Annotated in this window: 16 protein-coding genes; 8 read left to right on the top strand and 8 right to left on the bottom strand. The window is 67.1% G+C overall.

Annotation, left to right across the window (positions count from 1 at the left end; genetic code table 11):
• The first annotated feature begins 6 nt into the window (after nt 1-6).
• The 3 genes from H289_RS0119715 to H289_RS0119705 are packed head-to-tail and all read left to right on the top strand — an operon-like array spanning nt 7 to nt 3,682.
• Nucleotides 7-1,461: an AMP-binding protein gene (locus tag H289_RS0119715; protein WP_020102540.1), complete on the top strand. Its 1,455-nt coding sequence runs from the start codon at nt 7-9 to the stop codon at nt 1,459-1,461.
• Nucleotides 1,452-2,219 carry an SDR family NAD(P)-dependent oxidoreductase gene (locus H289_RS0119710; RefSeq protein WP_020102539.1) on the top strand — a complete coding sequence of 256 codons (768 nt, stop codon included), beginning with the start codon at nt 1,452-1,454 and terminating at the stop codon, nt 2,217-2,219. The genes H289_RS0119715 and H289_RS0119710 overlap by 10 nt, the downstream gene beginning before the upstream one ends.
• The gene (locus H289_RS0119705) at nt 2,216-3,682 is read left to right on the top strand and encodes an acyl-CoA synthetase (protein ID WP_036420983.1); all 1,467 of its coding nucleotides are present in this window, start codon (nt 2,216-2,218) and stop codon (nt 3,680-3,682) included. The genes H289_RS0119710 and H289_RS0119705 overlap by 4 nt, the downstream gene beginning before the upstream one ends.
• On the opposite strand, the gene H289_RS0119700 is transcribed toward H289_RS0119705, so the two are convergent.
• Entirely contained in the window at nt 3,674-4,438 is a 765-nt protein-coding gene (locus H289_RS0119700) for an enoyl-CoA hydratase/isomerase family protein (RefSeq protein ID WP_020102537.1), read from the bottom strand. The genes H289_RS0119705 and H289_RS0119700 overlap by 9 nt on opposite strands.
• Nucleotides 4,439-4,494: 56 nt before the next feature.
• Here H289_RS0119700 and H289_RS0119695 point away from each other — a divergent pair, with 56 nt between their 5' ends.
• From H289_RS0119695 to H289_RS0119685, 3 genes are read left to right on the top strand one after another with little or no spacing between them, the layout of a single operon-like run.
• A complete protein-coding gene (locus H289_RS0119695) occupies nt 4,495-6,048 on the top strand; it encodes an AMP-binding protein (protein ID WP_029105475.1) in 1,554 nt (517 codons plus the stop codon).
• Nucleotides 6,045-7,523: a FadD3 family acyl-CoA ligase gene (locus H289_RS0119690; RefSeq protein ID WP_020102535.1), complete on the top strand. Its 1,479-nt coding sequence runs from the start codon at nt 6,045-6,047 to the stop codon at nt 7,521-7,523. The genes H289_RS0119695 and H289_RS0119690 overlap by 4 nt, the downstream gene beginning before the upstream one ends.
• The gene (locus tag H289_RS0119685) at nt 7,520-9,016 is read left to right on the top strand and encodes a class I adenylate-forming enzyme family protein (RefSeq protein ID WP_020102534.1); all 1,497 of its coding nucleotides are present in this window, start codon (nt 7,520-7,522) and stop codon (nt 9,014-9,016) included. Before H289_RS0119690 ends, H289_RS0119685 begins: the two co-directional genes overlap by 4 nt.
• A 6-nt stretch (nt 9,017-9,022) precedes the next feature.
• Here the strand turns inward: H289_RS0119685 and H289_RS0119680 are convergent, their stop codons facing one another.
• From H289_RS0119680 to H289_RS0119670, 3 genes are all read right to left on the bottom strand, one after another.
• A complete protein-coding gene (locus H289_RS0119680; RefSeq protein WP_020102533.1) occupies nt 9,023-10,501 on the bottom strand; it encodes a mechanosensitive ion channel domain-containing protein in 1,479 nt (492 codons plus the stop codon).
• 3 nt (nt 10,502-10,504) lie between these two features.
• Nucleotides 10,505-12,703, bottom strand: coding sequence for an adenylate/guanylate cyclase domain-containing protein (locus H289_RS0119675; protein ID WP_020102532.1), 2,199 nt, complete (start codon nt 12,701-12,703; stop codon nt 10,505-10,507).
• A gap of 126 nt (nt 12,704-12,829) precedes the next feature.
• Nucleotides 12,830-13,414 (bottom strand): TetR/AcrR family transcriptional regulator, encoded by a 585-nt coding sequence (locus H289_RS0119670; RefSeq protein WP_029105473.1) that lies wholly within the window; start codon nt 13,412-13,414, stop codon nt 12,830-12,832.
• A gap of 124 nt (nt 13,415-13,538) precedes the next feature.
• Between H289_RS0119670 and H289_RS0119665 the strand changes: the two genes are divergently transcribed.
• Nucleotides 13,539-15,302: an acyl-CoA dehydrogenase gene (locus tag H289_RS0119665; protein WP_020102530.1), complete on the top strand. Its 1,764-nt coding sequence runs from the start codon at nt 13,539-13,541 to the stop codon at nt 15,300-15,302.
• 67 nt (nt 15,303-15,369) lie between these two features.
• On the opposite strand, the gene H289_RS30890 is transcribed toward H289_RS0119665, so the two are convergent.
• The 4 genes from H289_RS30890 to H289_RS0119645 all read right to left on the bottom strand — a co-directional run bounded on the left by H289_RS30890 (nt 15,370) and on the right by H289_RS0119645 (nt 19,382).
• Complete coding sequence (locus H289_RS30890; RefSeq protein ID WP_020102529.1) at nt 15,370-17,673, bottom strand: alkaline phosphatase family protein; 2,304 nt, start codon at nt 17,671-17,673, stop codon at nt 15,370-15,372.
• A 203-nt stretch (nt 17,674-17,876) separates the two neighbouring features.
• On the bottom strand, nt 17,877-18,287 hold the full coding sequence (locus tag H289_RS0119655; RefSeq protein WP_020102528.1) for a hypothetical protein: 411 nt from the start codon (nt 18,285-18,287) through the stop codon (nt 17,877-17,879).
• A 186-nt stretch (nt 18,288-18,473) separates the two neighbouring features.
• Nucleotides 18,474-18,827: a GerW family sporulation protein gene (locus H289_RS30885; protein WP_020102527.1), complete on the bottom strand. Its 354-nt coding sequence runs from the start codon at nt 18,825-18,827 to the stop codon at nt 18,474-18,476.
• A gap of 57 nt (nt 18,828-18,884) precedes the next feature.
• Complete coding sequence (locus tag H289_RS0119645) at nt 18,885-19,382, bottom strand: TspO/MBR family protein (protein ID WP_020102526.1); 498 nt, start codon at nt 19,380-19,382, stop codon at nt 18,885-18,887.
• Between the two features lie 466 nt (nt 19,383-19,848).
• On the opposite strand from H289_RS0119645, the gene H289_RS30880 reads away from it, so the two are divergent.
• Nucleotides 19,849-20,088, top strand: coding sequence for a hypothetical protein (locus H289_RS30880; protein ID WP_051128539.1), 240 nt, complete (start codon nt 19,849-19,851; stop codon nt 20,086-20,088).
• The last annotated feature ends 51 nt before the right edge of the window (nt 20,089-20,139 follow it).

Raw genomic sequence — 20,139 nt, 5'->3', positions numbered from 1 at the left:
GCGGTGATGCGCACGATCATCGATGGTCTCCGCACACTCGCGGACGACAACCGGACCGTCCTGGTCGACGGCGCGCACCGCGTCGCCGGCACGGCGTTGCACGACGAGGCCCTCGGGCTTGCCGCTCACCTTGCCGAACGCCTGCCGCGCGGCAGTGTGGTGTCGTTCATGCTGCCGAATTGGTCGGAGGCTGCCGTCGTCTACCTCGGCGCGCTGCTGGCCGGGATGGTGGTGAATCCGATCCTGCCGTCGCTGCGCGACCGTGAGCTGGCATTCATCCTCGCCGATGCGAACTGCCGGATGATCTTCATCCCCAAAGAGTTTCGCGGCCACGACTATATCGCGATGCTCTCGCGAGTGACGGCGGACATGGCTGCGCCACCGGAGATCGTCGTGGTGCGCGACGGCGCACTGCCGGCGGCGGCGCCACGGGAGTTCCCGGCGGTCGTGCCCGAGGACCCTGCGCTGCTGCTCTATACCTCGGGCACCAGCGGGCGAGCCAAAGGCGTGCTGCACAGCCACGATTCGATCGGCGCACTGATCGGGCAACTCCGTGACCACTGGCTCATCGAGCCCGGTGACACGTTCCTGGTCCCGTCGCCGATCGCCCACATCGGCGGTTCCATCTACGCGTTCGAATGCCCGTTGTTGCTGGGTACCACCGCGGTGCTCATGGAACGTTGGGACGCCGACGCGGCAGTCGCGCTGATGACCGCGCAGCACTGCACGCACATCGCCGGCGCGACACCGTTCCTCGAACAGATTCTGGCGGCGGCCGAGCGCGCCGGCACCCGGCTGCCCGATCTGAAGGTCTTCATCTGCGGCGGCGCCTCGGTACCGCCGTCGTTGATCCGCAGAGCCACCGCGTATTTCGCGCACGCCAAGGTCAGCCGCGTCTACGGGTCCACCGAGGTTCCGGTCACCACCGTCGGTGCGCTGGACGATCCCGACGCCGCCGCGGACACCGACGGCCGTGCCGGGATCGCCGACATCAGGCTCGTCGACGGCGAAATCCGAGTGCGGGGTCCCCAGATGCTTCTCGGCTATCGGCACGCCGAGGATGAATCCCGTGATGCCGAAGGGTATTTCCGGACCGGCGACCTCGGCAGGTGGGACCGTGACTGCCTGGTGGTGACGGGTCGGGCGAAAGACATCATCGTCCGCAACGGGGAGAACATCGCGCCCAAGGAAGTCGAGGACATCCTGGTCGGCCACCCGGGCATCGCGGAGGTCGCCGTCGTCGGGTTGCCGGACGAGCGGACGGGGGAGCGCGCGTGCGCGGTGATCGTGCCGGCCGCCGGTTCGGGCCCGGGGATCGCCGATCTGCGAACGTTCCTCACGGCCAAGGGGATTGCCCGATTCAAGATCCCCGAGCAGGTCGAGACGTGGGAGACGTTGCCGAAGAACGATGCGGGCAAGGTACTCAAGCACCAGATCAGAGCGAGGCTGACATGCAGGTAGCGATAGTCACAGGCGCCAGCAGCGGGATCGGATTCGGGTGCGCGACAACGCTCGCCGCGGCCGGCATCGCCGTCCTCGGCACCGGCCGGGACGAGGACCGCCTGGCGGACCTGCAGCGGGCCGACCCGGAGCGCATCGCCACCGTCGCGGTGAACCTCACCGACAACGACGCGCCGTCCCGCATCGTCGAGGCCGCACTGAACCGATGGGGACGCATCGACTTCCTGGTGAACAACGCCGGCGTCGGCAGCCCGAAACCGTTGCACGAGACCGACGACGATGCGCTGGACTATGCGCTCGGCCTGATGCTGCGCGCGCCCTTCCGCCTGGCCCGCGAGGTCATCCCGCACCTGGCTCCCGGATCGGCGATCATCAACGTCACATCGACCTTCGCGGTTGTCGGTGGGTTGCGCGGCGGTGCGTACTCGGCGGCCAAGGGCGGGCTGACCGCGCTGACCACACATATCGCATGCCAGTACGGCGCGCAGGGCATCCGGTGCAACGCGGTGGCGCCGGGGGTGACGGTGACGCCGATGGTCGCCCACCGGCTGGAAGACGACCGGTTCCGCAAGATCAATGTCGAGATGACGCCGCACCAGCGGCTCGGCCGGGTCGAGGACATCGCCGGCACTGTGGCCTTTCTCTGTTCGGAGGCAGGCAGTTTCATCAACGGCCAGACCATCGTCGTCGACGGCGGGTGGAGCGCCACCAAGTACCTGTCGGACCGTGCACTGGACTCGGAGTGGATCGCGCGGTGAACATGTTCGCGCTGCTGGATTCTGCTGCCACCCGATTCGGTGACCGCGGCGCGGTGTATCGCGGACAGTCGCAGCTGTACACCTGGAAGGAGTTGCGGGAGCGCGCGTTACGCCTGGCCGCCGGTCTCGGCCCGCCCGGTGCGCGGATCGCGATCGCCAGCGAGAACCGTCCCGAGATCGTCGAGCTGCTGTTCGCGATCTGGGCCGCGCAGTGTGTGGCGGTCCCCATCAACTACAAACTGCACGCGCGCGAGATGGCGCAAATCCTCGACGACAGCGGCGCATCGCTGGTCTTCGCGTCGCCGGCCATTGCGGCCCGCCTCGAGTGGCCATCGGAAGTCATTGGTGCTGAGGGCTATTCGCGCCGCCTGGCCGCGCCGCCCAGCGCGCCACCGGACACCGACCCGGCAGCATTGGCCTGGCTGTTCTACACCAGCGGCACGACAGGACGCTCGAAAGGCGCGATGCTGTCGCATCGCAACCTGATGGCCATGACGCTCGCCCACCTGGCCGACCTCGACGACCCCGACGAGAACTGCAGCCTGCTGCACGGGGCGCCGATGTCGCACGGATCCGGGCTGTACATACCGCCCTACGTGCTGCGCGGCGCGCGCCAGGTCATCCCCGAGTCCAGCGCGTTCGACCCGGACGAGTTCCTCGACCTCTGCGACCACCACCCCGGCAGCAGTGCGTTTCTCGCTCCGACCATGGTGGCGCGTCTCGTCGACACCGGCCGCGCCCGGCCGCGCAATCTGCGGACCGTCATCTACGGGGGCGGGCCGATGTACCTGGACGGTCTGAAGAAGGCGATGGCCGCGTTCGGTCCGGTGTTCGCGCAGTTGTACGGGCAGGGGGAGGCGCCGATGACGATCACCGGGCTTCGCCGCGTCGACCACGAATCCGGTGACGATGCGATCCTCGGCTCGGTCGGCTACGCCCGTTCCGGTGTCGAGGTGGCTGTGCTGCGGCCGGACGGCAGCCGCGCCGGTACCGGTGAGATCGGTGAAATCGTCTGTCGCGGTGACGTTGTCATGGCCGGCTACTGGCACAACCCCGCGGCCACCGCCGACGCGTTGCGGGGCGGCTGGCTGTACACCGGGGACATAGGTTCGTTCGACGACCGCGGGTACCTGACGCTGCGCGACCGGTCGAAGGACGTCGTGATCAGTGGCGGCAGCAACATCTATCCGCGGGAGGTCGAGGAAGTGCTGCTGGAGCACCCCGATGTCGCCGAGGCCGCGGTGGTCGGTGCGCCCGATGCGGAGTGGGGTGAGATCGTCGTCGCGTTCATCGTCGGCGCCGCACCGGCCGACGAGCTGGATGCCCACCTGCTCGACCGCATCGCGCGCTTCAAGCGGCCGAAGCGCTACGTGTACCTCGACGAGATGCCCAAGAACAGCTACGGCAAGGTGCTCAAACGTGAACTACGGGCGCAGCTGACGGCCGGTGGCGCGTCAGGCTGAGCGTCCGGCGTCAAGACTCTGCACCGGTTTGGTGCGGTTGTCGACGGCCGCCCAGTGCTCGTCGGCCACCCAGTGCCGAGCGAAGGCGTCGACAGCGTCGGCAGGCGGCAGTCCGCGGACGACGCGCTTGATGTCGCGCACGGGCGCAGCTGTCAGTGCCTGGGCCACCTGGCGCCAGCCGTCTTCGAAGCGTGACCGCTCGAAGACCCTGTCCACCAAGCCGATTCGCTCGGCATCGCCGGCCGTCAGGATTTCTCCGGTGCCCGCGAGCAGCAGCGCCCGGCCGGTGCCCACCAGGGCGGCGAGCCGTTCGGCGCCGCCCCACGCCGGCATGATCTGCAATGTCACCTGGTTGAAGCCGATCTTGATGTCGTCGGCCGCCAGCCGGATGTCGGCAGCGGTGGCGAACTCCGCACCCCCGCCGAGCGCATGACCGTTGAGGGCAGCGATCACCGGGCCGGGAAAACTCACCAGCCGGTCGCAGATCGCGCGCATCCGCCACGCCATCTCGGCGGCGCCGTCGTGCGTCGTGATGGCGGCCAGCTCTTTGAGGTCACCGCCCGAGACGAAGGCGCGCTCACCGGCACCCTTCACCACCAGCACCCGGGCCTCGGCGACGGTGTCCAGCGCGGCATTCAGCTGGTCCATCGTGTCCAGCGAAATGGCGTTGCGGGCGTGCGGCCGGTCGATGGTGAGCACCGCCAACCCGCCGTCGAACTCCACGTTCACGGCACTGTCGCTTCGCTCGCCCTGCATGTGCCACCTAACTGATATTGGCATTCTCTCTTTTGGAGAATAACATCACCAGCGTCATGACTGGTCTCCGCAGCCCCGTAAACCGCACAGTTCCCGCCGGTCTCGTCGCCCGCTACCGAGACAACGGCTGGTGGACCAGCGAGACCGTCGGCGACCTGCTGGCCGCCGGTCTGCGGTCCGCGCCAGACGCCGACTTCCGGATCCACTCGGCCGTCCGGGACTGGTCGGGTACCTACGCCGAGGCCGAGCGGGTGGCCCGCCGGCTCGCGGCAGGCCTGCGGGCCCGTGGCGTGGGCCCGGGCGACGTCGTCGCTTTCCAACTGCCGAACTGGATGGAAGCCGCCGCGGTGTTCTGGGCGTCGGCATTCCTGGGCGCGGTCGTCGTGCCGATCGTGCACTTCTATGGGCGCAAGGAATTGGCCCACATCCTGGCCGATGCCGCGCCGCGCGTCTTCATCACGGCCGACAACGCCGGCCGCCCCGCGTGCCACGCCGACCTGTGCGCCGACGTGCCGATCGTCGCGGTGGTGGGCCGGGACTTCGACGACCTGCTCGCCGACGAACCGATGACGGGCACGTTGGCCGTGGATCCCGCGGCACCGGCGCTCATCGCGTACACCTCCGGCACGACGAGTAATCCGAAAGGCGTCGTGCACAGCCACCAGTCGCTGGTCTGTGAGACGCGCCAGCTCAACGCCGGGTACCCCACCAAGCGCGGCAAGGAGTTGACCGTCGCTCCCGTCGGCCATTTCATCGGCATGGTCGGGGCGTTCCTCATCCCGGTGCTGGAGGGACGGCCCATCAACCTCTGCGACAGCTGGGACGCCGGCCAGGTGCTGGCCTTGATGAAACGCGACGGGCTTTCGGTCGGCGGCGGGCCGCCGTACTTCGTGACGAGTCTGCTCGACCATCCCGACTGCACCGACGAACACCGTTCGCTGCTGAAAACCGTTGGCCTGGGCGGATCGTCGGTGCCGGCGGCCGTGACGCGCCGGCTCTCGGATCTCGGCGTCTTCGTCTACCGCGCCTATGGGAGCACCGAACACCCGTCGATCACCGGTACTCATCCGAGTGCGCCCGAGGACAAGCGCCTCTTCACCGATGGCGATCCCCGGCCCGGCGTGGAGATTCGGCTCAATGAGGACGGCGAGATTTTCAGCCGCGGCCCTGATCTGTGCCTCGGCTACACCGACGACACGCTCACCGCGAAGGCTTTCGACGATGAGGGCTGGTACCGCACCGGTGACATCGGATTCCTCGACGACGACGGATATCTCACCATCACCGACCGCAAATCCGATGTGATCATCCGCGGTGGCGAGAACGTCAGCGCCGTGGAGGTCGAAGAGGTGCTGCTCGGCATGACGGGCATCGCCGATGCGGTGGTCGTGGCGGCGCCCGACGTCCGGCTGGGGGAGCGCGTGGCCGCCGTGGTGCGGGTGCGGCCCGGCCACGTCCTGCCCACGTTGCAGCAGGTGCGCGAACACTTCGCGGCCGCGGGCGTGGCACGCCAGAAGTGGCCCGAAGAACTGCACGAGGTGGCGGACTATCCGCGGACCGCCAGCGGCAAAGTGCAGAAATTCCTGGTGCGCCAAGGACTTCGGTCATGACGTGGCACACGATTCCGGAGATGGCGCTCAGCGCCGCCGACAGGTTCGGCGATGCCGAGGCTCTGGTCGACGGGCCGTTGCGGCTGTCGTATACCGAACTGGCGCAGCGCATCCGGCGAGCGGCGGGGGCCTTCCATACGCTGGGCGTCGACAAGGGTGATCGCGTGGCCATCTGGGCGCCGAACTCCGCTCACTGGGTGATCGCAGCGCTCGGTGTGGTGACCGCGGGCGGGATAGTGGTGCCGGTCAACACGCGGTTCAAGACCGAAGAAGCCGCCGATATCATCACGCGCAGCGGCGCCAAGGCGGTATTGGTCGAGAAGGGTTTCCTCGGACAGGATTTCGCGGTGCCCGCGGGTGTCCCGGCTATCGACCTGAAGTCGGGATTTCTCGACGATGCCGAGCCATTCGAGTGCCGCGACATCGACGGCGATGACATCGCCGACATCATCTACACGTCGGGCACCACCGGCCGTCCCAAGGGCGTGATGATGAACCACCGGCAGACGCTGCGCCAATACGCCGAATGGTGTGACCGGGTCGGTCTCCGCGCCGGTGACCGGTACCTGATCATCAATCCGTTCTTCCATACCTTCGGCTACAAAGCGGGCATCATCGCGGCGATGATCCGCGGCGCGACGATGCTGCCCATGGCCGTATTCGATGCCGATACTGTGGTGGAACTCGTTGAGCGGGAAGGCGTCACGGTACTGCCCGGACCGCCGACGCTGTATCACTCACTGCTCGCCGTACCCGACAAGTCCAGGCTCGCGACATTGCGGGCCGGCGTCACGGGAGCCGCCGACATCCCGGTGGAGTTGGTGCGCCGCGTGCTGCACGAGTTGCCGTTCGAGGCGCTCGCCACCGGGTACGGCCTGACCGAATGCGGCACGGCCACGATGTCACGGCCGGGCGATTCGTTCGAAGACATCGCCACCACGGTGGGCCGGCCGTCGGACGGCGTCGAGGTGCGGATCGCTGATGACGGGGAGGTCCTCGTTCGCGGCTACACCGTGATGGCCGGCTACTTTGACGATCCGATCGCCACTGCGGAGGCCATCGACGCCGATGGTTGGTTGCACACCGGCGATCTCGGATCGTTCGACGGCGGTGGCCGGTTGCGCATCGTCGGCCGCAAGAAGGACATGTTCATCGTCGGCGGCTTCAATGCGTACCCGGCCGAGATCGAGGGCTATCTGCTCGAGCATCCGGCGGTGGATCAGGTCGCGGTCATCGGCGTTCCCGACGACCGACTGGGGCAGGTCGGTATGGCCTTCGTCGTCCCGGCGTCGCCGGTCACCGAGCAGCAGTTGGTGACGTGGAGCCGGCAGCGGATGGCGGGGTTCAAAGCGCCGCGGTTCGTCGAGTTCGTCGCCGAGCTGCCGCAGAACGCCACCGGGAAGGTCACGAAGGATGCCCTGGTTGCGCGGGCCGGGCTGCTGTTGGCGCGTCGTACGACAAGGAGTGTTCATTGAGTCTCGCGATCCTGCTCGACATGGCGGCATCGGCCAATTCGGACCGTGCCGCCGTCGTCTCCGGCGAAACCCGCTGGACCACAGCTGAATTGAACCGCCTCGCCGACGGCGGTGGTGGCGTGGTCGCCGAGTCCGGCGCCGGCAGCGTCGCCTACATCGGGACCGGCGGCGCCATGCTGCCCCTGCTCATCTTCGCCGCGGCGCGGGCGAACCGTCCGCTGACGCCGCTGAACTACCGGCTCAGCCCGGGCGCGTTGCGCGAACTCATCGCACGCCTGCCCGATCCGCTGGTGATCTATGACGAGGAATTCGCCGATGTCGCCGAGACCTTCGGTCGCGCAATGGAATCGAAGGCCTTCGTCGACGCGGCGACCACCGCGGACCCCGCAGCCGAATTCGCGGACCCGGACGACGTCGCCATCGTGCTGTTCACCTCCGGCACGACCAACAAGCCGAAGGCCGTCGAGCTCTCCCATCACAACCTGACGAGTTACATCACCGGGACTGTGGAATTCGATTCTGCAGACGCGCAGGATGCCGCGCTGATCTGCGTGCCGCCGTATCACATCGCCGGCGTGAGCGCGGCGCTGTCGAACCTGTACGCGGGCCGAAAGATGGTGTACCTGACCAAATTCGAGGCCGCCGAATGGCTGCGCCTGGCGAACGCGGAAAGCGTCACGTCGGGCACCGTGGTACCCACGATGCTGGACCGCATCGTCGCCGAACTCGTGCGCGGCGCGCCGGCCCCGAGTTCCCTGCGCAACCTGGCCTACGGCGGATCGAAGGTGCCACTGCCACTGGTCCGGCGAGCGCTCGACCTGTTGCCCGACGTCGGATTCGTCAACGCCTACGGGCTGACCGAGACGAGTTCGACCATCGCCGTCCTGACCCCCGAGGACCACCGCGACGCCCACGAATCACCGGACCCGGACGTCAAGCGGCGCTTGGGTTCGGTCGGCAGGCCGGTGCCGGGTATCGAGGTGGAGATCCGCGCCGAAGACGGTAAGCCGTTGGGCCACGGCGAGATCGGTGAGCTGTTCATCCGGGGTGAGCAGGTGTCGGGCAAGTACACCGGCATCGGGTCGGTGCTCGACGAGAACGGTTGGTTCCCGACGCGCGACCTCGCCTGGCTGGACGCCGAGGGCTTCCTGTTCATCAACGGCCGGTCCGACGACACCATCATCCGCGGAGGAGAGAACATCGCGCCCGCCGAGCTGGAGGACGTCCTCGTCGAACATCCCCACGTGTGCGACGTCGCGGTGGTCGGTGTGCCGGACCCCGAGTGGGGGCAGATCATGGTCGCGGTCGTCGTCCCGGAGGCGGACACCTCACCCGACCCCGAGGAACTACGCGAGTACGTACGGGCGGCTCTGCGTGGCTCCCGCACCCCCGACCGCGTGGTGTTCCGCGACCAGTTGCCGACCTCGCCGACGGGGAAGGTGCTGCGGCGCGAGCTGGCCGGTGAATTGAGCGTCGCCGCGGGCACTGCGTGACGGGGGCTAAGGGGACTCGAACCCCTTGGCTCCACCAGCAGTGCCGAGCTGTGCGGCCCCGGCATCACGAATTGCCTTGGCGCGGTCTGCTTTCCCCGCGGATCTGATGGTGGCTCTGGCCTCGCTCCGCCGTTCGTCGATGAGGCGGCCGAACTCCCGGGACAGTTGGGGCCGGTCGGTGAGCAGGCGCTGGATTTCGTCGTGCTCGATCTGCAGCAGGGTGACTTCGTCGAGGGCGTGCACGTAGGCGAGGTTGGCCTGGTGGGTGAACGCGGCGACGCCGATGAGCGCGCCCTTGTCCAGGCTGCGCACGCCGGCGACTGAACCATCGGCCGTCGGCACGGTCAACCGGACCCGGCCTGACACCACCACGTTGATGGTTTTCGGGACCTCGCCGGGCGCCTGGATGAGCTCGCCGGTGCCGTACCGGATCAGGCGTGCGTACGGGGCGAGAGCCTGCTGGTCGGCCTTGTTCAGCCGGAGTGCGGCCGCCGCCGCCTCCTCGAGCGCTTCGTCGACACGTTTGGGGGTGGAGTAGTCGTCGGCCACACCGTCGAGGTGCAGCTTGTCGCGCCGGGCCGCGTACCAGGCCCAGCGCAGGAAGGTGGCCTGGACGGCGTCGTCGTCCCCGGGCGATTTGAGCCCGATGGTGGTGCGGTACTTGTGATCGCCGATGGGCACCGTGCTGGGCTCGACGTCGTCGCCGCGGTTGGGCAGGGCGGCCGCAATCCGGGTGAGCATCGCGCACACCTGATCGGGCGGGTCAGTGGCGGCGAACGTGGTGGTGACGGTCGTGTGCGAGGTGGCCAGCCGGCTCAGGTTGGTGAACGACGTGCCGGCCAGCACCGAGTTGGGGGTGATCTGCACGCCGGTGCTGGACTCGATGTGCACGGCGCGCCAGTTGACTTCGACGACGCGGCCACGCGCCGCGGCGGTGTCAAGCCAGTCGCCCATCCGGAACGGCTGCTCGAACAACATGAACAACCCGGACACGATCTGCCCGACGGAGTGCTGCAGCATGAGGCCGAGGACCACCGAGCTGACGCCGACCGCGGTGAAGACGCCCTTGACGTTGCTGCCCCAGATATAGCGGGAGATCACCGCCAAGCCCAGGATGATGAGCACCATCCGGGCCACGTCGAGGAAGATGCGGGGGATGCGGCTGCGCCACGAGGTTTCCGGGGCGTTCGCGAACATCGTGTTGCTCAAGCCGGACAGCACCAGCAGCAGCACCAGGAACACCAGGACGGTCGCCACGATCCGGATGGGAACGTCGCGGGCGGGGACGACGGCGACCTTGAGCATCAGCAGCAGCACGGCGATCACCGGCAGCAGATACGTGCGCAGGAGCCCGACGGGCGCGGCGAGCGGGCTGCGCCGGCGGATCAGGGAGCGGCGCCACTCGGTCAGGATGATCAGGCCGACAGGTAGCCCGATGGCGATGGCTGCGACCCACAGGAACCATGACGAACCGGAGGAGTACACGGGTTACCGCCGCCCGGCCAGTCGCCAGATGGGCTCTTCGACGTCGTCGACCGTGTGCTGCCCGGCCGGTGTGAACCGGTGGGTGTCGTGCACGGCGTCGTACACCCGCCCGGTGATGTAGATCCCGGGCTCGGCGCCGCCGGCCTGAATCTGATAGGCCAAATCGACTGCGCTGCCCCACATGTCGTACATCATGGTGGCGCCGCCCACCAGGCCACTGGTGACGGTGCCGGTGTCGATGCCGGCCCGGAAACCGAGCTGCAGATTGTCCTCGTCGTTGAGGCGGGCCACGATGCGCTGCAACTCGATCGCGAAGTTGACGATGCGCTCGACGTTGTCCAGCCGGGGCACGTTCAAACCGCAGCTCGCCGTGTAGCCGTTGCGCAGGATGCGCACCGGCTCGACCCCGCTGCGTTCGGCGGCGTCGTCGAACTGGCGGACCAATTCGTTGACCACGGTGAGGAATTCGTCGGCCGGCAGCGCACTGGAGAGGGCGTCGAGGCCGTCGATGTCGGCGAAGAGCACCGCGACGTCCTGGTGGTTCTCGCTGATGGTCTCCTCGCCGCTGCGATAGCGCTCGATGACCGATTCGGGCATCAGCGAGCGCAGCAGCTGGGCGTTCTCCCGGCGTTCGCGGCGCAGCAGGTCGTCCTTGATGCCGAGCAGCCGGCTCATGTCATTGAATGTCTTGGTCAGATCCCCGAATTCGTCGCGCGTCCGCACCGGGATCATCGCGTCGTAGTCGCCCCTGCTGACCTTCTGGGCACCGGCCTCGAGCCGTCGGATGGGCCGTACGAACAGTTGCGCGAGCGCCATGGCGGCCAGGCAGTCCAGGATGACGATCGCGGTCACGGCGACGCCCATGGTCCGGGTGAAGACACGCTCGGGCGCAAAGGCTTCCGCGGTGTTGATCTTCGCGACGATCGACCAGTTGACGTCGGGACCGACGGTCACGGGCGCATATGACTGCAACGTCTCCTGACCGAGGTAGTCGGTGGCGATGAGGACCCCCGACTGGCCGCGCTGCGCCGCGCGGGTGGCGGGGCCGCCGACGGGCTGTATCAGCGTGGTACCGCCGAGCCGGACGGCCCGCTCCGCCAGCTCGGCCGGTGTCCCGGCCGCGACGACGTCGCGTTGATAGGTCTGCCGATTCTCCTCGAAGACGCGCGAATTCGACCGCATGAGGTCGTCGGTCCCGGCGAGATAGGTTTCGCCAGTGGCGCCCAGACCGTTCGCCTGCCACTTGCCGTTGAAGGTCATCAGGTCATTCAGCCCGGAGATCGGGAACTGCAGTGCCACCACTCCCACGGTGCGCCCGCCCGAAACGACCGGCGCTGCCATCCAGGCGATGGGGTGGTCGGCGGCCGGGTGATAGGTCTGGTAGTCGGTGATGGCGACGTACCCGACGCGGTCGGCGCCCATCGCCTTGGCGTAGGCGTCGTGCAGGTTGCCCTGTTGGTACGGGCCGGACAGGACGTTCGTACCGAGGTCCGCGCGCTTCTTGGCTGAGTAGACGACATTGCCGGCGGCATCGATCAACAGGGCGTCGCCGTAGCCGAACAACCGCACGACCTCTTGGAAGAACAGGTTGTAGCGGTTGGCGGCGGCGCCCCAGGCGGTGGGATCGGGCGGCGGCGGCGGGCCGTTCGGCCGAGCCGCGGCGACGGTGTACCGTGCCTGCAGGTACTTGGCCGCGTTGGACGACGGCAACAGCACGTTGAGGTTCAACTTGGCGCCCGTCGCGCGTTCGACCGGGTTGATCAGTTCCTGGTTGTAGTAATCGACGATTGCGTTCTGCTCAGCGGGATCGATTGTGGCATTGGCCAATTCGTTGAATCCGGTGCTGAAGGCCTGCACGGCTTCGGCCATCGCGGGCCCGCTGGTGTAGATGAGCAGCGCGTTCTTCAGATTGGTGACCTGGACGGCGAACTGCCGGGCCTGCGTCTCACGGACCTGCGTCAACCGGTCGAAGGCGGCGTTGCGCAACGAGGCCTGCCCGGTCTGATATCCGATGAAACCCACGATGGCGGCCGAGACGATGCTCGCGGCCAACAACATCGTGATGAGCTTCGACTGGATGCTGAATCTGCCGCGCACGCGGCGCAACCGGACCTCGGTCGTTGGCGCGTCGCCCGTGGTGGACGGGCTGTCGTCGGCCGCCGTCGCGACCTCTTCGCGGTCCTCCGGTGGAGGGTTGACCATCGGGCCTCCTGTCGTCGGCAGCAAGTACATCACGACGGCCGCCGGTCACCGGCAGGTTATGGCAGGTAGAACCCGAAAAATCGGGGGCGCGCGACGGCGCTTCCGACGGAACTCCGCAGGGTGCGGTCAGCGCACCAGACGGGCGGCGACCTGGGCGTAGATCTCGCCCAGTTTGTGGGGGTCGCGGTGCGTGCGCGAGGGGAACCATCGGCAGACGTCGACGCACAGCGACGAGATCGCCATCACCACGTCGTCGAGGTTGTCGACATGGAATTCGCCTGTCGCCATGCCGGTTTCGATGATGTTGGCGATGACGGCGGTGACCTGGTGCCGCAATGGGGCGATGGTTCGGTAGTGGGCCGGGGTCAGGCCGTGGAGTTCGTATTGCACGACCCTGGCCTGCTTGCTGTTTTCCGCATGCCAGGTGGCGAACGCCGCGACGACCGTGTGGAAGCGCTCCGCGCTCGGTGCGGCGGCATCATCGGTGGCGCGCAGCGTCGCCAGGAGGCTGCCGTGCCCTTCCAGGGCAATGGCGTAGAGCAGTTCTTCTTTCGAGCGGTAGTGCGGGTACATGGCCGTCGCGCTCATGTTGAGGCGTTTGGCGATCTGACGGGTCGAGGTGCCGCCGTAGCCGGACTCCGCGAACGCCTCGATGGCCGCCCGCCGGATGCGCTCGGCTGCGGCCGAGTCGGTCGTCCGGTCGGTCTTCATGTGCACGTGATCGTACACACAGTTGACACAGGCCTGACCGATAGGCGATATTAGCAATCGCTTAGGAAATGAGCGACTGCTAATGTCTGGCTGCATTGGAAGGTAGAACCCAGTGACTGATTTCATGTCTCGGCGCGACCTGGACTTCTTGCTGTACGAGTGGCTTGACGTCGTCGAGCTCACCAAGCACGAGCACTTCGCGGAGCACTCGCGGGACACCTTCGATGCCGTCCTCGATCTGAGCGCCGACATCGCCACCAAGCGCTTCGCGCCGCACAACAAGAAGGCCGACCACAACCCGCCGTTCGTGGACGAGAGCGGCAAGGTCGTGCTGATCGACGAGATCAAGCAGGCGCTGGACGACTTCAACGGCGCGGGCCTGATGGCCAGCTCGTTCGACGAGCGTGTCGGCGGTATGCAGCTGCCCAACGTGGTTGCGCAGTCGTCGGCCGCGTTCTTCCGTGCCGCGAACCCCGCCACTTTCTCGTACGCGTTCCTCACTGTCGGCAACGCGAACCTGCTGACCGAGTACGGCACCGAAGAGCAGATCGACACCTGGGTGCGCCCGATGCTCGAGGGTCGCTACTTCGGCACCATGTGCCTCTCCGAGCCGGACGCCGGCTCGTCGCTCGCCGACATCAGCACCAAGGCCACCAAGGCGGCCGACGGCACCTACCGCGTCACCGGCACCAAGATGTGGATCACCGGTGGTGACCACGAGCTGTCCGAGAACATCGTGCACCTGGTCCTGGCCAAGGTCCCCGGCGGCGGCCCCGGCGTGAAGGGCATCTCGCTGTTCATCGTGCCGAAGTTCCTGACCGACGGCACCCGCAACGACGTCGCGCTCGTCAGCCTCAATCACAAGATGGGCAACCACGGCACCACCAACGCCCTGCTGAACTTCGGTGACGGCAGCCACCAGCCCACCGACGAGCCCGGCGCCGTCGGCTACCTCGTGGGTGAGGAGCACCGCGGTCTGGCCTACATGTTCCACATGATGAACGAGGCCCGCGTGGCTGTCGGCTCCATGGCCACCGCCATCGGCTACGCCGGTTACCTGACGTCGCTGGAGTACGCCAAGGTGCGCACCCAGGGCCGTCCGGTCGGCGACAAGGATCCGTCGCGGGCACAGGTCGCGATCATCGAGCACGCCGACGTCAAGCGCATGCTGCTGGCCCAGAAGTCTTACGTGGAAGGCGCTTTGGCGCTCGGCCTGTACTGCGCACGGCTGGTCGACCAGATCAAGATCTTCACCGGGGCCGAGCGTGACGAGGCCGAGCTGATGCTCGAGGTCCTCACGCCGATCGCCAAGAGCTGGCCGTCGCAGTGGTGCCTGGAAGCCAACAACCTCGGCATCCAGATTCACGGCGGCTACGGCTACACCACCGAGTACGACGTCGAGCAGCAGTACCGCGACAACCGCCTCAACGCCATTCACGAAGGCACGCATGGCATTCACGGCATCGACCTGCTCGGCCGGAAGGTGGTCATGCAGGGCGGCGCCGGCCTGAAGCTGCTGCAGAGCCGGATCGGTGACACCGTCCAGACCGCACTGCAGTCGGAGGCGACGGCCGGCTACGCGCGTGACCTGCAGGCGCAGACCGACCGCCTCGCCGAGGTCACCGCGGTGCTGTGGGCCGCGGGCGATCCCGAGACCACGCTCGCCAACTCGACCGCTTACCTGGAAGCCGCCGGCCACATCGTGATGGCCTGGATCTGGCTGGAGCAGCTGGTTGCCGCCGGCGGCAACACCGGCAACTTCTACGACGGGAAACGTGCTGCCGCGCAGTACTTCTTCCGTTACGAGCTGCCGAAGGTGACGACCCAGCTGGACCTGCTGGCCAGCCTGGACCGCACCACCGTCGAGGCGCAGGTCGACTGGTTCTGATCCGCTGACCCAACGGTAAGCAGACGTCGGACCCGAGGTTTTCCTCGGGTCCGACTGTCGTTTTGGGCTACGGCATGACCGGCGGCGTGCCCCAGAAGTCGTTGAGCGGCGCGGCGTAGGCGTCGTTGTTGGTCAACGGCCCCAATTGCAGTGAATCCTCGATAGTGCGCAGCAGGCTGTAGTGGTTGGCGTAGCTGGTGCTGGTGAAGTTCCCCGAACGCATCCCGGCGTCGACGGCTGCCGGAGATGGGATCACCACGGTGACAACGCGATTGCCGCCGTTGCCGAAGCCGAGCGAGAGGTTGTCGGTGTCTTCGTCGAATGTGACGACGATCGCCGACTTCTGCGTCGGGTCGTTCCAGACCGCCGAATTCAGAATTGTCGGGATGGTCTGCTGAGCGAACTGGTCGGCCGCCTTCACGTTGTACTGGTGGTTGGTGAGCAGCGCCCCGATGTAATTGAGATAGCCGCCGGGGAAGTCGAGCGGCCCTTCACCGTTGTTGGCCTCGTTGGCCGCGAACCACACGAAATTGGGAGTGGTGGCCGACGACGAGAGATCTGTCGCCATCTGGGTCAGTGGGTGCAGATGCGCGGTGGCGCGGGCCTGGTTGTTGTAGATGTCGCTATATGCCAGGAAAGGCAACTGGTCGGGCGCGTAACCGCTTGTCGACACGTAGGGCCCAGCGGCGGACATGCCCTGCGCGTAGCCGGCCCATGTCTTGCCCGCCGATTCGATTCTGTCGGCAAGGTTGGTGGCATCGATGCAGTTGGTCGCGCAGTTGTAGCTGAGGCCGAAGTCGGAGCCGCCGAGGATCGGGTAGTAATTCGGATCGCTCGGGTGCGTCAGCGCGTGGTAGTCGGTCGCGACGCCGTAGGTGTCGATCAGGCTGTTGAGGTACGGCGCGTTGGCGCTGCCGACGATGTCCTTGTAGCCCTTGTTCTCCAGGTAGACCATGAAGATGTGGTCGAGTGCGCCGACCGTCGACTTCGGCGGCGTGGGCGGCGGCGGTGCCGGCAGCGACGCCCCGACGGTGAAGGACAGATCGTCGGCGAACGCGTTGTTGTAGCCGCCGGTCAGCGGGTTCGAGTCCTTGAGCGTGACGACCACCTGCGCGGTTCGGGTGTTGACGGGGATGGTGCCTTCGGTGCTGCGTTCGAGCAATCCGGTCTGGAACCAGCGCTCGAGGGGACCGACCGGTGCCACTTTGCCGACGCCGAGCTGTGTCCCGCCGGCGTCGAAGAACGTGACCTTGATCGACGCGGCCGAAGGATCGATCATGGCGCCGCCCAGGAATCCGCTCAGCTTGAACGGTGTCGTGCCGGCGTCGATGCCCGCCGCGGCGCCGCTGAGATCGACCGTCTGGGTCAGCGTGGAGGTTGCGACGTTGCCGCCGCCGAAGAACTGGGTGTCGCCCGGGGTGGGCCGATCGCTGGGGAAGTTGAAGATGGCCGGGAGCGTCGGCCCCGGCGTCGGCAGACCCAACGGGAGCTGGCGCACGGTGCCGTACTTGATTACGGTCGGCGTGCCGGTGACGGTCCAGCCGGGGATGGACACCGTGCTGCCGCCGGACAGCGACGGATCACCCAGCTCCGCGCCGGGGTTGGTCAGCAGGTTCGGGCTGGTCACATTCCAGGCGGAAACCACATGGGGCGGAAGGAGATTCGTCTCGATCTGCCTGCGCACCCACGCGAGTACCGTCCACAAGGCCGGTGAATTGGCGGGCACGTTCGACGGCAGGACCGACACCAGCGGTTTCAGCGCGATGCTGAGGAGTTGCTTTGCCGCGGTGACGATCTGGCCGATCGGGTTGGGAACAGTCGGGGCCGACACGTTGGGCGTGACGACCGCTGCCAGTGGTGCCGCCGCGGTACGGACTACCGATGCGGTCGCGGGCACGGCCGCGGTTGTGACGATGGCCGGTGTGGGGGAGCGCTTGACCGTGGCGGCGGGCTGCGGCTGACTGATTTTTGTTGTGGCGCCGATGGATTCGCCGGAAGTTGAGGTCGGCCCTGCCTTGACGGCGCTGTCCGCGTGGTGACTGGGGTTCGCGTCACGGCGCTTGTCGGCGGCGTCCGCGCTTCTGCCTTCGCCGCCCTTGTTTTTGGGCTGTCGCTTGGGTTTGTGGGCCGATGGCGCCGGCCCGTCTGATGACGTGGCCGCCGCGGCATCGGGCGCTGCCGCTGTCGCCGGGGCGGGCGCGTGCTTGGGCGCCGGTTTGCCGGGGGTTGCCGCCTCCGCGGCATGCGAAGTGTCTGTCGACGGCGATGACGGCTCGGCGTAGGCGGTCGTCTGTCCGGTCGTGATCGATACGCCGACCCCGAGAAACACTGCCAGAGCGCCGACCCGGCCGATGTACCGTGAGCAACCCATGGTCGTTCCTTCCGCCCGCCCGCTGTTGACCGTCCGCGGTAACGGTAGAAAGAATTGACGTCCGAGTTAGCATTTCTGCCTGGGATGCGGCTGGGAGTTTCCGTACAGTTTCCCGGGATTGTGCTGACCAGTGCTGCGGTCGGCGGCCTGGCAGGCGACCGCCACCCCGTCACTACGACAGGGTGGCGGCCGCTTGTTACTGGCTAGATGCGAATGAACGCACTGCCCTGCATGTCCCAGACGCCCCAAGCGCCCAGGTCAGGGTTCCAGACCACCTGCATACCGGTGGCCCAGTCCGGGAGCGGCGGTGCCGGTGGCGTTCCCATCGGCGGCACGACCGGGACCAGGACCCAGGACGGTGTCGCGGTGAACGGAATGCGGTCCTGCGGCATCGGTCCGCCGTGTCCAGGAGGCGGGAGGTAGCCGTGTCCCGGCGGGAGCGGATTGCCCGGAGTTCCGGCGTTTACGCCAGGTCCGGTCATGCCGGGTACCGGCGGTGGCGGCGGCATCGGGGTATGCGGATCCGCCTGCGCGAGACCGGCCCCGATACCGAGTCCGGCCAGGCCAAGCATGCTGGTTGCGACTGCACGCGCTGCGGTCTTCTTCAAGGTCATGGGTTGAACTCCTTGCGTGTGCTCGTGATGAAAGAGGAATCGCTCTTCCGCGCTGTCCCGCGGCAGAACAACTCCACGACCCCCGCAACACCAGATACCCAGAGGCGGGCTCGCGAAACTACGCAAGTGTCGACAAGCCGACGATTTGAATCTGTGAGATGAAATCCGCGCCCGGCGCGGACGAACTCAGCGGTGCCGACGCGAAGCCGGGTGTCCGTGGTCGGACAGGTCCGGCCAGGGCGGGCGCCGCAGCAGCGTCAGGCAGCCGATCGTCGCGGCCACCAGGCCCGTCACCACGCCGATCAACGCGATCCGGTCGGCATCGACGGCCGGCACCCAGGTCGTTCCGTCGTCGCGGATCACGAAGACGCCCAGTGGTTTTGCCGTCGTTCCGCTGCCGGAATGGCTGACCTTGGCGACGGGAATCACAGTCGATCCATCGGGTGTGTGGTACGGCTCGGCGAACACCCGCCCGGCCGCGTCATCGGCGAACTGGTCGAGAAAAGCTTCCGGATTCTGCAACCTGGCCTCCGCATGCATCGAGCGATAGTCGCCAGCGTAAGTCGATTGCCCCGTGCTGTGCCAGACCTTCGGACGCTATGACTGTTCGGCTCGGCGGTTCAGTTGCCGGATGTGCCCGCACAACACGGTGGCGAAAGCGCACCACAACGGATACAGCGCCAACGGCGCGGCGCGCCCACCGATGGCGTCGGTGGCCCGCCGCGTCAGATCGGCGCTGCTCACCGTCAGCGCGGCGCTGACCGCGGTCGCGGTGCCGAAGCGACGGCGGTTGAAGAACAGCCAGGACCACGCCGCGTTGAGCGCGAGGTTCAGTGCGAGCCCGTTTCGGTAGGCACGGCGCTCGCTGTCGCGGCCGGTCGCCCCCAATTCGTCGATCGCGGCGGCCGACACCACGGCGATGTCGGCGTAGAGCGCCGGCCAGACCACCGGAAACACCTGACGTGGCGGTTGGTAGGCCGGCTTGCGCAACTGCGCATACCAACTCGATCGGACCGCCGGCGCCGTGGCCGCTCCGCCGATCGCCGCGGTGGCAGCAGTCGCAACTCCCGTGATCAGCAAGGTGGTGACACGCATGGAAATCCTTCCCCCGGGTACGGCCGAATCTCGAGCGCTCCGGGCAAATGCCAGGGACGCTCATTCGATGCTGCCATACGCCGCGGTATCGACCTGATTTCCGCGGTGCGCGCGACGTGATCGTGGTTGTTGCGACTCACGTCCGCCCCCGAGCCTGGGGAATTCGTATGAGTTCCGTATTGCGCCGATATGAATATGGCGCCGAGATGGGTGATCGGAAAGTGTGCAATGTGTTCTATTCACTCGTTCGGTGAGTGAATCAGAATTGTAGGGCCGTGTGCGAACTCGTGAAAGTGGTTGTCCAACAATGGAGTTAGCCGCATTCCGGCTGCTGGTGAAATTGACCGAATCGTTTTTCGAATAACGTTCCGGGGTGCGATGTTATCGAAATTTGACAATTCACCCCACTTACAAATTGCGTTAGTGTCGGCGACTGTCAGTAGTTCCACAACGAGGAGATGTGCGAATGTCAATGCAGCACAAGACACGTCAACGCGCAGGGGTCGCATTGCTTGCGATCGCGCTGATGGGTACCGGCGCGGGATTCGGCGCCGCGATTGCCGGCGCGCAGCCGCCCCCGCCGCCCGGTCCGGGCATCCTGCCGCCCGGACCCGGTTTGCCGCCGCCCGGTGGTCCCGGCGTCCCGCCTCCGGGGCCGGACGTTCCGCCGCCGGGTGGTCCGCTCCTGCCGCCTCCGCCGTTCTGATCGGACGCTGAGTCGGCGTAGCGACTCGACCGCCCGGCACGTGCACCGGTT

Origin of the sequence: Mycobacterium sp. 360MFTsu5.1 (genome assembly GCF_000383495.1) — a bacterium.
GTDB lineage: Bacteria > Actinomycetota > Actinomycetes > Mycobacteriales > Mycobacteriaceae > Mycobacterium > Mycobacterium mucogenicum_B.
The sequence above is the reverse complement of the archived record's forward strand: the minus strand, read 5'-3'. Positions and strand labels throughout refer to the sequence as shown.

Coding starts and splice junctions, on each gene's coding strand:
- H289_RS0119715 (WP_020102540.1), top strand. CDS start 7: ATGCGCACGATCATCGATGGTCTCCGCACACTCGCGGACGACAACCGG.
- H289_RS0119710 (WP_020102539.1), top strand. CDS start 1,452: ATGCAGGTAGCGATAGTCACAGGCGCCAGCAGCGGGATCGGATTCGGG.
- H289_RS0119700 (WP_020102537.1), bottom strand. CDS start 4,438: ATGCAGGGCGAGCGAAGCGACAGTGCCGTGAACGTGGAGTTCGACGGC.
- H289_RS0119695 (WP_029105475.1), top strand. CDS start 4,495: ATGACTGGTCTCCGCAGCCCCGTAAACCGCACAGTTCCCGCCGGTCTC.
- H289_RS0119690 (WP_020102535.1), top strand. CDS start 6,045: ATGACGTGGCACACGATTCCGGAGATGGCGCTCAGCGCCGCCGACAGG.
- H289_RS0119675 (WP_020102532.1), bottom strand. CDS start 12,703: ATGGTCAACCCTCCACCGGAGGACCGCGAAGAGGTCGCGACGGCGGCC.
- H289_RS0119670 (WP_029105473.1), bottom strand. CDS start 13,414: ATGAAGACCGACCGGACGACCGACTCGGCCGCAGCCGAGCGCATCCGG.
- H289_RS0119665 (WP_020102530.1), top strand. CDS start 13,539: ATGTCTCGGCGCGACCTGGACTTCTTGCTGTACGAGTGGCTTGACGTC.
- H289_RS30890 (WP_020102529.1), bottom strand. CDS start 17,673: ATGGGTTGCTCACGGTACATCGGCCGGGTCGGCGCTCTGGCAGTGTTT.
- H289_RS0119655 (WP_020102528.1), bottom strand. CDS start 18,287: ATGACCTTGAAGAAGACCGCAGCGCGTGCAGTCGCAACCAGCATGCTT.
- H289_RS30885 (WP_020102527.1), bottom strand. CDS start 18,827: ATGCATGCGGAGGCCAGGTTGCAGAATCCGGAAGCTTTTCTCGACCAG.
- H289_RS0119645 (WP_020102526.1), bottom strand. CDS start 19,382: ATGCGTGTCACCACCTTGCTGATCACGGGAGTTGCGACTGCTGCCACC.
- H289_RS30880 (WP_051128539.1), top strand. CDS start 19,849: ATGTCAATGCAGCACAAGACACGTCAACGCGCAGGGGTCGCATTGCTT.